Raw genomic sequence first — 14,514 nt, forward strand, 5'->3', positions numbered from 1 at the left:
CCTTCCGGATAGCTCCCGGAAGGGGTTTGATGATAGTTCGAATTGCGGTGCAGTTCTTAACGTTTTGAGAACTGGCTTGCTCTTCTGGCTTTTTTGAGTCCGTATTTCTTTCTTTCCTTCATCCTTGAATCTCTTGTCAGGAATCCGGCAGCTTTCAGCGGCGCTCTGTAGGCGTCTCTGTCCGCTTCGCACAGTGCTCTTGAAATACCATGTCTCAGAGCTCCGGCCTGTCCGGTGTATCCGCCGCCGCTCACGGTAGCGATTACGTCAAACTTGCCTTCGCAGCCTGCGATTTCGAAAGGCCGCTTAACTTCTCTTTTTACGATTTCCATTGCCAGATAATCGTCCAGAGGTTTTCCGTTTACTGTCACGTTTCCAGTACCAGGGATTAATCTCACTCTAGCAACTGAAGACTTTCTTCTTCCTGTTCCGTAATATTGCGTTTTTGCCATTGTTCAATTCCTCCCTTCTCTAAATATCCAAAACTTCCGGCTTCTGCGCTGCGTGATCGTGTTCCGGTCCCGCATAAACCTTCAGTTTCTTGTACATCTGTCTGCCGAGTTTGCCGTTTGGCATCATGCCTTTGATCGCATGTCTTACCACTTCAGTCGGATGTTTTTCCATTAACTGCTCGAAAGTGACCTCTCTCAGACCGCCCGGATATCCGGTATGTCTCTTGTAGATCTTTTCTTTTCTCTTCTTGCCTGTCACTTCCACTTTGTCAGCATTGACGATGATCACATAATCACCGCAGTCAACGTGAGGTGTGTAAGTCGGTTTGTTCTTTCCTCTTAAAATAGCCGCGACCTGCGAAGCCATTCTGCCGAGGTTCTTGCCTTCTGCGTCTACAACGTACCATTTACGTTCAACTTCATGAGGCTTTGCGATAAATGAACTCATTTTCCTTTTCCTTTCTACCTACTGGGATCCCTGCGGGATCTGGTTCGGCTCTGTCTACTCGAATTCTAAAGAATTGGTTTCGACGAACTAAAACGATTTTTAGCCGCGCTCGCTCCGGACGGCTCTCCCATCCTGCTCGCGCGAAAAACGTGCCACTGTTTGCGACACGAGGATATTTTACACTTACTGGGCCTGAAAGTCAAAGGTTTTTGCACCTTTTGGGCATTTTCTTTTCCTTTCAGGCCCAATTACCGCAAATCGGACTAAAATCAGGCCATATCGTCACGGAGCACATCGATAATATTTTCTTTTTTGATGCGGCTGATGGCATAGAGCATGGTGATAAAAATGACCAGGAACACCCCGGCTATACTGATGCCCATGCTGCTCCATGGGAAGATGAATTCCAGATCCAGCCCGCCCGCTGCCATCACCTTGTAAATCAGAAAGGAGAGGACCGCTGCGATGGGAAGTCCCAGCAGCAGGGTGCGCATGCCATAAAAGGCGCATTCAAAATTCATCATTTTCTGGAAATCCCGATCAGACATTCCCACAGAACGAAGCATAGCCAGCTCCCGCCTGCGCAGTCTGATATTAGTGGAAATGGTATTGAACACATTGGCAATGGCAATCAGCGAAATCATGATAATAAAAACGTATGCGAACAGATTTACCACAAAGAGCAAGCTGCGGTTTTGCTCAAATATTTTATGCACATTGTAAAGGGTATATTTGGATGCAAGTCCCGCACCCTGGATCATCTTTTCCATTTCCGCCGTCGACTGGGCCGGGTTCTTTGAGAGGAACGTCAATCCCATCTGATTTTGGACCCCGGCACCATCGAATCGATCCTTTAACTGATAAGGAGCCACTGCGATAAAAACATACCGCTTTACCTCAGAAGGATCTGTTGGCAGCGTATCCGACGGGATGGTATCGACAAAGGTGATGCTCACATCCTGTCCCTGCTTTGCCTGGGGCTTACCGTCTTTTTCAGGCGCAATGCGCACGTCAATTGAGTTTTTTGCGAACAAATCAATCAGGGAATTCTTTTCATCCTGCTTCTGCCTGTCATTTTTCACCTTGGCAGCAGCGATCAATTTGGCGTTTTCCCCGGTATATTCTGTTGGAGACAAACCCAGGCTTTTGATAAAATCCAGATATATGCTGTCCTCGATGAATTGAATATCCATGGACAGATCAACCGTTTCCTTTGTCCCATCAAGTCCGGCAGCTTTTTGAGACCCCTGGGAAAAATCCCCGGCTGCGGCCGGACAGCTGTACTTTAAAATGCTCTGATAAGAACTTTCGTAAACACCTCCCGCAGTCCGAAGCCGGTCATAAAGTCCAAATAACTCGTCGTCATTTCCATTTTGTGTATAGAGACAGATATCATAGTCGCTGTTTACCGCCGACCGCTCCGCTCCCTGCTTCAGATGAGCACCGAACGTTCCTGCCGAAACGAACAGAACCACGCTCAAAGTGAGAGAGAGGACAATGCTCCGATAACGCCCCTTGTTGCGTTTAAAGTTTTTCAAAGCCAGTGTGCCCTCCAAACCGTAAAGCCGCTGCGCCAGCTTTGATGTTTTAACGGCTTTTGGGTCCACTTTCACCTCATTGGTCTGCCGAATGTTCTCCATCACAGGAGTGCCGGCAGCTTTCTTAGCCGGGATATAAGCGGAAATCAAAATGGTAATCATGCTCACCACCGCCGCAGCGATAATGGCCGGAACGGACACCATCAGTTTCAAAGGTACGCTGCTGTAAGCAAAGCTGGCAAAGTTTTTGGAGATTATGGAAATGACCAGGCTGATGCTGCCGATTCCCGCCAGCACGCCGATGGGTATGCCCACCGCGCCGATGCAAAATCCTTCAAAGAGCACCGAGTTTCGCAGCTGTCTGGCTGTAGCTCCTACCGATGATAAGATTCCGAACTGCCGCGTGCGTTCATTCAGGGAAATGTTGAAGGAATTATAGATCAAAAAGATCGAGCCGATCATGATCATAACGACCAGAATTCCCACCACTGAATACAAAAGCATATTGAACAAGTTGTCGTTTGAAAGACCCATGAACCGCAGCACATCGTCGTTAAAGACGCAGGCATGGCTTCCGGCCGCGCTGGCTGCATAATCCCGGGTTCCCTTGGGATTGTCCAGGGTGACAAAGACACTGAGACTGCCTGCTGGGTGCGCCGAGTCCGCCGCAGTAATCAGGGTATAGCCCGGTGAGGAAAACTCTTCAAAAGCCGGTCTTTCGCAGATTCCGACGATTTTGTAAGTCCTTTGGTCATTTGTTTCCAGATGTTCTCTGACCGCATTCTTCTCATTGCCGGCAGCGTACGGGTCGTGCTGGCCCAACTCCTTTCCGCCCGCTTCCCGATCGCCGACAGCCAGGGACAAGGTATCGCCCACTTCGTATTTCACGCCTCCGTTTGAAGCCACGTGGGCAGGAAGAACAACTTCCCCGCTGTTTTCAGGCATCCGCCCGGAAAGAAGATCAATCGGCAGGGTATCAAAGGCTTCCTTAGAAAATCCCGCCACAAACAAATACGGTTTTTCCGGGTTTTTTCCGCCCTTGAGCGCTGCATAGCCAATATTTTCAATGGCCGCGGTATTTTTAACTTCTTGATCTTTGGCCTGTTCCTTGACAAAAGCGTCATTTACGTCCAGAAACTCCACATGCCAATCTCCGTATTTCTCCATTGCGCCCTTTACCATATAGGTTTGCAAAGAGACAGCAAACGCGGCAACCGCCGTAATCATCGCAGCGGATAGAATCACGCCGATCACCGTTACGATGGTACGGGTCGGACTCTTTTTCATGCCTTGGAGGGCAACTTTATTAAAGATGTTCATAGCCGTACCGCCTGCCTCTCGTCCCGCACGACTTTTCCGTCCGCGATGGAAATAATGCGGTCTGCCTGCAGAGCAATGTTCTCATCATGGGTAACCAGGATCAGGGTTTGGCCGTATTTTCGATTGCTCAGCTTGAGCAGGCTTATAATTTCCTGTCCGTTCTTGCTGTCCAAGCTGCCGGTTGGCTCATCGGCAAGGCAGACCTGCGGGGCGTTCATCAGAGCCCGCCCGATGGAAACCCGCTGCTGCTGGCCTCCTGAAAGCTGATTGGGCAAATGGTTCCTCCGATCCTGCAGACCCAAAAGCTCCAGCAGATCGCTAAGCCGCTCCTGGTTTACCTTGCGCTTATCCATCAGGATGGGCAGGGTAATGTTTTCCACCACATTGAGGGTTGGAATGAGATTGTGAAACTGATAAATCAGCCCCACCTGACGACGGCGGAAAACAGCCAGCTTTTCATTGTTCTGAGCATAAACGTCCTGTCCGTCCAAGTACACTTTGCCGCCTGTGGGCACATCCACGCCGCCGATGATGTGCAGCAAGGTGGATTTGCCCGATCCTGACGAACCGATGATGGCAGTAAATTCCCCCTTTTGGATTGTCAGTGAAACGTGGTCCAGGGCGATCACTTGGTTGGCGCCCTTGCCGTAGACCTTACTTAGATTTTCAATTCTTAAAAAGTCCATTATGTGAGTCTCCTTTCTCTTGGTTTACCCATATAATAGAACCTTAAACTTACATCTCCGTGACTTTCAAGTGAGAGATCCGTCACTTTGGAAAACGGATGATGAAAACCGCCCCTCCTTTGGGATGATTCTTGGCTGTAATCGCTCCGCCCTGGCGCGTAAGGATGGTCTTGCAGAGGGCCAGCCCAATGCCATATCCGGCTGCGTTTTCGCTTTTTCCCCGGTAAAACCGGTCAAACAGATGAAGCAAGTCCTCTTTCTCAAAGCCTTTGCCGCTGTCGCGGATGGTAATCTGGGCAAACAGCGGGTTATCTGCGCAATAAATCTGAATTGTCCCCTTTTCCCCAGCGCTTTCCATGCAGTTTTTGATAATGTTCTGAACCGCTTCTGAAAGCCAGCCGCCATCTCCTTCAATCACCATTCCTTCAGGCACGTCCACCGTCAGATCGATATCGCGCAGCTCCATGGAAATGGCCAGCGGCCGGACGGCGGCGGAGATCATTTCTCTCACATCCACCTGCTGGCACTGAAAGACAACAACCCCTGCATCCAGGCGGGACAGCTTTAATAAGGAAGTGAGCAGCCAGTCCATCTGCACCAGGAGTTCTTCTGTTTCCCGCACAAAGGCTTTCCGCTCCTTTTCATCCGTGCAATTGTCCAGCAAGGATAAAATCAGGTTTACCGAGGTCAGCGGGGTGCGGAGCTGGTGGGCGATGTCGGCCAGGGATTCGGCAAGATGTGCCTTTTCTTTTTTTAAAATATCGTTCTGCTCCCGAATCCGCAGCGTCATTTTTTGGATTTCGCTGCTGAGGATGGAAAGCTCCCCCTCTTCCGAATCGCTGATAAACAGATGCTCCGCATTATGAAGCACCTGATCGATCTGGTCGGAGATTCGAGCTATGTTTTGATACCGGGCTTTGGTAAACACACAAAAAGCCGTCGCAAAAGCAGCGGCTCCGCCCAGGAAAAGGATTCCCGCGGCCGCGTTTATGGAAAATCCCAGCGCTGTAAAAATGGCGGCGATCAGGGTAAACACCAGGGCGAACCTGCGAAATTCTCTATTCCGAAGCATATCCGTCCCCCAGTCTGTAACCGGTCCCGCGAACAGTGAGGATGATCTGCGGGTTTGCCGGGTCCCTTTCGATCTTTTCCCGCAGGCGCTTGATGTAGACCGTCAGTGTGTTGTCATTGACGAATTCGCCGGCTGCATCCCATAGTTCGTCCAGCAGCCTACCTCTGGTAATAATGCTCTTGGGATTGCTGATAAAGATCAGCAGCAGGCGGTACTCCAGGGCGGAAAGAAACACCTCACTGCCGTCCTTTCGAACAACGCCGCTGGCCGTATCCACATGAAGTCCTCCGATCTCAACCTCCGATCCGGGGCGTCCCCTTTTCCGCAGAGCCGTCTTGATTCTGGCAATCAGCTCGCGGGGGCGGAACGGTTTGGTGATATAATCGTCTGCTCCCATATTGAGTCCGGTAACCACGCTGGCTTCGTCGCCGGAAGCCGTCAGAAAAATCACGGGAATGTCCTGGGACGCCTTAATTTCCGTGCAAACGGTGAAGCCGTTGCCATCGGGCAGGGAGATGTCCACAAGGGCCAGATCAAACTTATTTTCCTCCAGTGCCTCCAGGGCTTCTCCGCGCGAGCCGGCGCAGGTAACCGTAAAGCCCTCGGAGCGGAGCAGCAGCATTAGATTTTTGGAAATGGCCTTGTCGTCCTCGACTAAAAAAATTCGTGGCATTGGATCCCTCCTTACATGATTTTGCAGCACCTCTTCAGACGATTACTTCTTTATGTGCAGATTCTGATTGTGCAGCTTTTTTTTCATCCAAAAGCAGATTTCTGAGGAACGCTTCAAGGTACTCCGTTGTCCCGTAAATACCTTGCTGCAGGTCGGTATAGTTGGCGCGAACAAGGGCATTTCTGAAATACCACGCATGTTCTGCAAAGATATCATTTGCCGCTGAAAAGCCAAGTGTTCTCAGATACTTAATAAAGAACACGGCCGTTGTTCGCGTATTGCCCTCTCCGAAAATATGGATTTGCCACAGCCTTGAAACAAACACCGCAAGATGAATATTCCCTCAAACAGTTTGCAGTGGATTGAAATATACTCGTTTGGCGAAAACGAAAACGCCGTTTCAGAAAGTATGTTCTTTTCAGAAGTGCTTCAAACCATTTTATACATGCAGTTTATCATAAAATCACAATTCAATCACACAATTATTGATAATTCTGTGTGCATCATCACACTTTTATAAGTTTTCATGTGACAGCCCTGTTTACAGGAGTGAAGATAGGCCGCCCGGCGCTTCGGGAAAAAACTGAAACAAACTTTCGCTTTTTACGCAAGTTCCAACGACCAGGCGCTGTCAAATTCGCTATGAGGCCGCGAGGACCGCAAGCTGCCGGGATCAGGCCCTGCAAACCCACAACTTTGCGTAAAGAATGCAAATTTTTACAGAAGTTTTCCGCAATGCCAGGCTGCGGCGGCTTGGAGATACAATGTGGGGATCTTCGGGAAAAAACTAAAACAAACTTTCAATTTTTACGCAAGTTTCAACGATTTGGCGCTGTCAAATTCGCTATGAGGCCACAAGGACCGCAAGCTGCCGGGATCAGGCCCTGCAAACCTACAACTTTGCGTAAAAAATGCAGATTTTTACAGAAGTTTTCCGCAATGCCAGGCTGCGGCGGCTTGGAGATAGGCTGTGGGTTCTTCGGGAAAAAACTGAAACAAACTTTCAATTTTTACGCAAGTTCCAACAATTTGGCGCTGTCAAATTCGCAGCAAGGCCGCGAGGGCCGCAAGCTGCCGGGATCAGGCCCCGCAAACCCACTGCTTTGCGTAAAAAATGCAGATTTTTACAGAAGTTTTCCGCAATGTGAGGCTGCGGCGGCTTGGAGATAGGCTGTGGGTTCTTCGGGAAAAAACTGAAACAAACTTTCGCTTTTTACGCAAGTTTTAACGATTTGGCGCTGTCAAATTCGCTATGAGGCCACGAGGACCGTAAGCTGCCGAGATCAGGCCCTGCAAGCCTACAACTTTGCGTAAAAAATGCAGATTTTTACAGAAGTTTTCCGCAATGCCAGGCTGCGGCGGCTTGGAGATACAATGTGGGGATCTTCGGGAAAAAACTGAAACAAACTTTCGCTTTTTACGCAAGTTCCAACGATCTGGCGCTGTCAAATTCGCAGCGAGGCCACGAGGACCGTAAGCTGCCGGGATCAGGCCCTGCAAGCCTACTGCTTTGCGTAAAAAGCGAAAACTTCCAATAAAATTTTCCCAATTTAAGCCAAGGCACGGCAAAGACGGAACTGCAAAAGTCCCGTCTCATTTCAACAGATTTTCAACACTTTATATCCCCGAATATACAGTTTTTCCATCCATCACCGTCAACACAACGGAGGCATCCTTGATTTCACTGGCATCCGCTGCGAACAGATTCCGGTCCACCACTGCAAGATCCGCCAGCTTTCCTTCCTGCAGGGCTCCGATATCCTCCCTTCCATACGCCCTCGCCGCCCCGGATGTATAAGCTTTCAATGCTTCCGCCAGACTGATGCGTTCTTGCGGATTGACCCCTGCGGGCTGTCCCTGATCGTCCATCCGGGTGACAGCCGCATAGATCGATGGAAACGGATTAAAATCCACCACCGGATAATCGGTGCCAAAGGCCAGCTGGCCGCCCTCATCCAAAATGGAACGGTGAGGCCATTCCCATCTGCAGCGGGCTTCTCCGATGCGGCTGATTTTTTCATTCTGATCCAGAACCAGATGGTAAGGCTGCATGGAAGGGATCACGCCCAGCCGGGCAAAGCGGGGAAGGTCTTGAGGATGGATGCTTTCAATATGTTCAATGGTGTTCACCTGGCCGTGGTTTCCATTGGCTTTCAGCGATCCTTCATACAGGTCCAGTGCCATACGAACCGCGCCGTCTCCGATACAATGAAGCCTCACGCCAAGCCCCGCCTTGTTGGCCGCCGTAACGGATGCCTGGTTTTCCTCAAAGGGAGCACCCGGCACCCCCTCCCCGCAGGTCTGAGGCCGATCGGAATAAGGCTCCAGCAGCAGACCCGTATAGGTGGAAGTGACCCCATCAAGAAACCCCTTTACTCCCGACAGCCGCAGCTTTTCCGAGCAGTACCTGGCCTGCAGTTTCTTAGCTTTTTCAAAGTCCGTATAGCCATCCAAACGGGTATAAATGTGCAGACGGCAGGTGAGTTCTCCAGCCTCTTCCATTTCCTTTATGATCGCATAATTCCGATTTGCCGTCTCGTTGTAATCATCGGCGGACATTTCGCTGATGGAGGTAACACCGCAGGCATTGATGCGGGATAGGAATGTTTTATGAAACTGTTTCATCTCTTGGGCATCAAAATCCATGACTTTGGCCATCGCAGGACCAAAGGCTTCCGGCTCAAAGAGCAGTCCACTCAGCTCACCGTTTTCAAATTTACCGACAGACCCGCTCCTGGGACGCAAATCTTCCGTAATCCCCGCTTCTTCCAGGGCCCTGCTGTTGAGCCAAAAGGTGTGGACATCCGCGGAAATGAGATAGACCGGCTTATCTGTAAAAATTGCGTCTAAAGATCGTTTATCCGGAAGGGGCGCATCGTTCCAGTTGGCCGGAAACCAGCCCATTCCCAGAATGCGCTTTTCCTCCGGGTGTCGGGCGGCAAAGGCTTTCACCATCCGCAGACATTCCTCTTCAGATGCGGCCTTTGCGATTTCCGTACACATACGGCCGCTTTCTGCGATCGCTCCCAGGAAATAATGGACGTGGGCGTCTACAAAACCCGGAAGAATCAGCTTGTCTCCATAGTCCAAAACCACATCGCAGTCATATTGGGAAAGGTCCGTTTCTCCCACTGAGAGGATGCGGTTTCCTTTTATGATCACCGAGCCGGAGATGGGAGCATCATCAAGCCCCGTAAAGATGGTCCTGCTTTTCAAAATCAAATCTGCTTTCACTTGCTTTCCACTCCTTCATTGTCCGGGCAATATTTTCTTTTTTTAGTGGTACTGAAGCCACGGATCACAGCTACCACTGCCAGAATAGCCGCCATGATCAGCCATGGAATCTGATAGGAACCGAAATGTTCGTACAAGGCTCCCAGCCCGGCGGCTCCAAAGGCTCCGCCGATTCCAACGAACATGTTGACATATCCGATGAGCCTGGGCATATCCTTTTCGCCGTACATGTAGTTCATCAAAAGCGGGGAAATGATATTGATGCTGGCAACACCGAAGATATAGAAGGCGCTGTACACGATGACCGCGCTCTTGGAAACGCTGAGAAGGGACAGTCCCACAGCAGATCCGGCAAAGCACAGGGCACTGCCTACTGCAGCGATGGACAGACGCCACCGATCGCAGATCCATCCTACTACGGGTCCTGTTACCACCATGATCAGGGAAAGGATAGAGGTGATGGCCGTGGCCTGGGGCGCGGAGAATCCGGCAATTACCATGGTGGGAATGCCGTGCTGTAAAATGGAGCTGGACGCGATCACAGCCAGGCTGCATGAAATCAGCACCAGCCAGGTAATGGGCCTGCGAATAGCGACGCTGAAAGCAATTCCTCTGGTTCCCGAAGCTTGCAGCTGCTCCCTTTCTGCGTCTTCCACATCACCGATTCGTTTTAGACCCTTTTTCTCCGGACTCCAGACGACCAGCTTTGCTGCGATTAAAACGGCAATTGCCACACATACAGCCAGGACGATGTATCCTGCGCGCCATCCCATTTTGCCGATCACCAAATTGAGGATATTGAGCTCTGCGATGTAAACCAGTGTCATACCGGTGAGCAGCAGGCTGATCGCCCTGCCCTTTGCTTTTTCGCCAAACCAGTTGGACACCAGCAGCTGGCATGGAGTCATGGTCATGGCAGCAAAGCAAAAGCCCTGAGGCACGGCAAAGATATAAAACATGGTCAGACTTTTAGCTGAAGCGAACCCAATAAAGGAAATGACCCCGATGATTCCCGCGGTGATCATGATTTTTTTAATCCGCTTTTCGTCCAAGAATTTTGAGACAATGGCCAGGGTAATGATTCCGGTGATGGACATGATGGTCAGGTAAAAGGAATAGGCTGCCACCGAAAGGCCCAGGTCCTGGGTGACCGGCAGCATAAAGACGCCGGTCACGGACACAATGCCGCTGTAAACCAGACCGGTAATAATGGCACCGGTGATGACGATCCACCATCCGTAATAAAATTTTCCGTTTTCATCTTTGAACGAGAATGATTTCATAATACTTACCTCCTATTTCTGTTTATATACAATCGTTCCATCCACCATAGTCAAGCAAATCCGCGCTTTTAAAAGCTCCCTGGGCTCCAGTTGGAAGAGGTTTTCGCTGAAAACGGCTATGTCGGCCAGCTTTCCCTCCTCCAGGGTGCCCAGCTGCTGCTCTGCATGAAGGCAGTAAGCGCTGCCATAGGTGTACGCCCGAAGTGCCTGCGCTAACGTGATATTTTCCCGAATCGGCTCTTCCACCTGCTGTCCCTCTTCATCGCACCTTGTTACAGCAAAATAGACATTCGGCAATGGCTGGAAAGGCGCCACCGGATAATCGGTGCCGAAAGCTGCATTGGCGCCGATTTCCAGCAGGGACCTGACTGCATATTGGTATCTGGCCCGTTCTTCGCCCAGCTTATCTTTCAAACCGCTGCCGATGGCCATTAAATGAACCGGCTGCATGGAAGCGGTAACATCCAGCTTGGCAAATCGCTTAATATCGGATTCTTGGAGCGTTTCCACGTGTTCGATGGAATTTCTCACCGGCAGCGGTCCGTTGGCCTGACGGGAAGCTTCATATGCATCCAGAGCCATTCTCACGGCCCCCTCGCCAGTACAGTGGAGCTTGACGCCAAGACCGCACCCATTGGCAGCGGTGACCTGCCTCTTGTAATGTTCAAACGGGTAAAAGGAAGCGCCTGCTCCGTCCGCCTGATCCGCATATGGGCTTAGCAGCAGCGCCGTATGGTTTCCATGAACGCCGTCCACAAATGCTTTCAGACCGGCCACGCGCAATTTATTCGAATGAAACCGCTGCCGGTATTCCTCAATTGTGGTGAAGTCCGGCGATGTCCCCAGGCTGGGATAAAGATGGAGCCGTATATCCAGATTTCCCTCCTTTTCCAGATCCCCAACGATCTCCAATTCTTCGCTAACAGGACCCGGCTCCGGGAGCACGGTGATGTCGGTGGTGCTGGTGATTCCATGGCTGGAAAGCTGGCGGATAAAGTCCACAATCAGCTCCCGTTTCTGCCCTTCCGGCAGGGCCTGAGCCGCCGCCGCACAGGGCGCGCAGGCATCCATCTCATGGAGCAGGCCGTTAGGCTCGCCCGTTTCATCCACCTCGATGGAGCCGAAAAGCAGCTTTCTGTTGGGATCGACCCGGCATTCTTCCAGGGCTTTTGAGTTGAGCCAAAAGGAATGTCCGTCAGCGCACATCAGGTAAACAGGCCTGTCCGGGCAAATTTGATCCAGCATGTTCTTGTGGGGCGGCTCCCCATCTTCCCAGCTTGGAATAAACCATCCCATTCCTGTAATCGTTTTGTAGTCGGGATGCTCTTCTGCAAATTTTCTGATTACCGACACGCATTGGCGGGCGGATTTGCAGGCGAAGAGTTCTCTGCACATGTACTTGCTGTTTTGAAAAATGCCGTCAAAAAAGTGCATATGTGCATCGATCAGTCCCGGCATGATGAGCCCGCCGCCGCAATCGATAACCTGGGTATGGCTGTCAATAAAATTCTGCTCATCCGCGTCTCCCCGGCCGACTTTGATGATTCGCCGGCCTTTGACTGCAAGAAAACCTGCGAAGGGTTCATCCGCAACCGCATCAAAGATTGCGGCTCCTTTCAATATGTAATCTGCTCTCTCCATAATTGCTTCCTCGTTTCCTTTGTAATGTTCAACGAATTCGTTTAATTAAAGTTTAAATCTTTTGAAAATTTTTAAAACACTTAGAATCTGTATTTTTCTACTACCGGTCGTACCTCTTTTTTACCAGAATACTTCGATGGAAGTATAAGGGGTATTGAAATTTGCTGCATAATGAAAAAAGCCCCCTGTAGTCTTTCGTAACTACTTTAGGGCTTAAATAGTCTTTGGGTATTCGCGCAAGAAATATGCACTTTATTTTAATTGTGGTAACGAACATTACAAAAGTAAAAAATAGGTGGAACCCCGGTCTGAATGAAGGATGCACCCCCTCAGTTTCTCTTTCCCGATTCACCTCTTCGCGTCTTTCAGAGCCTCGATGACCAGTTCCTGATCGTTATGGGGACTAACGGCCACCCCTACGATCGTTCGACCGTACAAGTCCATAATTGCCGCTAAATACAGCCAGCCTTCTTCCGTTGCGATCTAGGTCGTGTCGCTGACGAATTTCCGGTTTGTTCGTTCTGGCGCGATTCTTCTTGCTCCCATGGAGCACCTGCTGGCAAGAAAGCTCTCCAGAAGGTTATGATAAATCTTCTCGTTTTCTTCTTCTCTTGGACTGACCTTTACCATATTATCAGTGCCTTGTCCCTTGGTGTCCGTTTTTTGGGGTCCACATTAGTTTTGACTGTACCCAATGAAACGGAAAACCACTGGCTGACTTCCTCCATTTTGGGCAATGGGTCTTTGTATCGATATGTACCGAACTCAATCTGCGCTGCCAGAAGGCCGTATATGATTTGATGTAATTCCATCACTTTATCCAAGTCTAAATCGCGAATGCCCCATCTGTGCTGTCTGAAGCAAGCGATTTTCCCAGTATCAAGGTTTAAAGTTCACAAAAACCTCGCCCGCTTCTGCCCCTGAAAAACTCAGCTTTAAAGCCGCGGAAGTGTAGAAACCTACAATGAGAAAGGCAATAATGTGAATTATCCGACAATTGTAAAAGCTTTTTTTCAGAGCTAGAATGAAGAGAATTAAAAGGAGGTGAAACAGCGATGAATTCAAACAATATCACAAATGCGCCCTACCCAAAATTGATCGTCGATCTGAAAAAACTCAGGCACAATATTGACGTGGTTTTGGAAAATTGTAATCAGGCAAACATTAGCGTCTGCGGAGCCATTAAAGGATTTAACGGCCTTCCAAAAGCCGTAGAAGAATTTGCCCAAGCCGGCTTTTCCCAGTTGGGAACATCCCGCATGCGGACGATAAAAGAACTTACCATGCTGGGCATAAATGCCAAGTACCTGCTCCTTCGAGTGCCGATGCTCAGTGAAGCAGACGATGTGGTAAAATATGCGGATATTAGCCTGAATAGTGATCTGCAGGTGATCCGGGCGCTGAATGATGCGGCCGCGAAAGCTGGGACGTCCCACGAGGTGATTCTTATGGCTGATCTGGGCGATTTGCGCGAAGGGTTCTGGGACCAGGAAGAACTGGCCAGCTGCGCGGAGGTTATCGAAACAGAGCTGGACCATATCGTTCTCAAAGGTGTGGGAACAAACCTGGGATGCTATGGGTCCATCAAGCCCACTGTCGCGAAAATGAATGACCTCATATCCATCGCAGAGCTTGTGGAAACACGAATCAGTCGAAAGCTGGACATCATTTCGGGCGGAGCGACCAGTTCCTACGTCCTTGTCCTGGATCAATCCATGCCGGAGAGAATCAACCATCTGAGGATCGGAGAAGGAATCCTGAATAACTACGATTTACCGGAAATATGGGGCCTTGATATAGAAAACATGTACCAGGATGTCTTTACCTTCCAGGCTGAAGTCATTGAGGTAAGGAATAAACCGTCCCACCCGGTCGGTGAAATATGCATCGATTCTTTCGGCAGACAGCCTGAGTACAAGGACAGGGGCATTCGAAAGAGAGCACTTTTGGCGGCAGGCAAGCTGGACTTTACCCTTGATGATAAAATATTCCCCAAGCTGGAAGGAGCCGCGGTAATCGGCTCCAGCAGCGACCACATGATTCTCGACATTGAAGACTGCAAAGAAGAAGTCAAAGTTGGAAATATCGTCACATTTCATATCAGCTATCCCTCAATGATGTATTTAAGCAATGATCCATATGTGAATGTAATTTATAAGTGAAAGGA

The 14,514-nt window shown here is 49.9% G+C and carries 12 protein-coding genes; 1 reads left to right on the top strand and 11 read right to left on the bottom strand.

Annotation, left to right across the window (positions count from 1 at the left end; all coding sequences use genetic code 11):
* Positions 1–56: 56 nt before the first annotated feature.
* The 11 genes from rpsI to LG211_RS07560 all read right to left on the bottom strand — a co-directional run bounded on the left by rpsI (position 57) and on the right by LG211_RS07560 (position 13,159).
* Complete coding sequence (gene rpsI / locus LG211_RS07505; protein WP_148398240.1) at positions 57–452, bottom strand: 30S ribosomal protein S9; 396 nt, start codon at positions 450–452, stop codon at positions 57–59.
* A gap of 19 nt (positions 453–471) precedes the next feature.
* On the bottom strand, positions 472–900 hold the full coding sequence (gene rplM, locus LG211_RS07510; RefSeq protein ID WP_148398238.1) for a 50S ribosomal protein L13: 429 nt from the start codon (positions 898–900) through the stop codon (positions 472–474).
* A 269-nt stretch (positions 901–1,169) separates the two neighbouring features.
* Positions 1,170–3,758: an ABC transporter permease gene (locus LG211_RS07515; protein ID WP_269477268.1), complete on the bottom strand. Its 2,589-nt coding sequence runs from the start codon at positions 3,756–3,758 to the stop codon at positions 1,170–1,172.
* Positions 3,755–4,444 carry an ABC transporter ATP-binding protein gene (locus tag LG211_RS07520; RefSeq protein ID WP_148398235.1) on the bottom strand — a complete coding sequence of 230 codons (690 nt, stop codon included), beginning with the start codon at positions 4,442–4,444 and terminating at the stop codon, positions 3,755–3,757. The genes LG211_RS07515 and LG211_RS07520 overlap by 4 nt, the downstream gene beginning before the upstream one ends.
* An 82-nt stretch (positions 4,445–4,526) precedes the next feature.
* On the bottom strand, positions 4,527–5,516 hold the full coding sequence (locus tag LG211_RS07525; RefSeq protein WP_148398233.1) for a sensor histidine kinase: 990 nt from the start codon (positions 5,514–5,516) through the stop codon (positions 4,527–4,529).
* Positions 5,503–6,189, bottom strand: a complete 687-nt coding sequence (locus tag LG211_RS07530) for a response regulator transcription factor (protein WP_148398231.1) — start codon at positions 6,187–6,189, stop codon at positions 5,503–5,505. The genes LG211_RS07525 and LG211_RS07530 overlap by 14 nt, the downstream gene beginning before the upstream one ends.
* 1,617 nt (positions 6,190–7,806) lie before the next feature.
* On the bottom strand, positions 7,807–9,423 hold the full coding sequence (locus tag LG211_RS07540; protein WP_269477269.1) for an amidohydrolase: 1,617 nt from the start codon (positions 9,421–9,423) through the stop codon (positions 7,807–7,809).
* Complete coding sequence (locus tag LG211_RS07545) at positions 9,420–10,706, bottom strand: MFS transporter (RefSeq protein WP_253020648.1); 1,287 nt, start codon at positions 10,704–10,706, stop codon at positions 9,420–9,422. Before LG211_RS07545 ends, LG211_RS07540 begins: the two co-directional genes overlap by 4 nt.
* A gap of 12 nt (positions 10,707–10,718) precedes the next feature.
* Complete coding sequence (locus LG211_RS07550) at positions 10,719–12,347, bottom strand: amidohydrolase (protein ID WP_269477270.1); 1,629 nt, start codon at positions 12,345–12,347, stop codon at positions 10,719–10,721.
* A gap of 483 nt (positions 12,348–12,830) precedes the next feature.
* A complete protein-coding gene (locus LG211_RS07555) occupies positions 12,831–12,977 on the bottom strand; it encodes a hypothetical protein (RefSeq protein WP_253020650.1) in 147 nt (48 codons plus the stop codon).
* A complete protein-coding gene (locus LG211_RS07560) occupies positions 12,971–13,159 on the bottom strand; it encodes a hypothetical protein (RefSeq protein WP_253020651.1) in 189 nt (62 codons plus the stop codon). The genes LG211_RS07555 and LG211_RS07560 overlap by 7 nt, the downstream gene beginning before the upstream one ends.
* Positions 13,160–13,402: 243 nt before the next feature.
* Between LG211_RS07560 and LG211_RS07565 the strand changes: the two genes are divergently transcribed.
* On the top strand, positions 13,403–14,509 hold the full coding sequence (locus LG211_RS07565) for an alanine/ornithine racemase family PLP-dependent enzyme (protein ID WP_269477271.1): 1,107 nt from the start codon (positions 13,403–13,405) through the stop codon (positions 14,507–14,509).
* Positions 14,510–14,514 lie beyond the last annotated feature (5 nt).

The sequence above is a fragment of the Hominibacterium faecale genome, from assembly GCF_020734085.1.
Lineage (GTDB): Bacteria > Bacillota > Clostridia > Peptostreptococcales > Anaerovoracaceae > Hominibacterium > Hominibacterium faecale.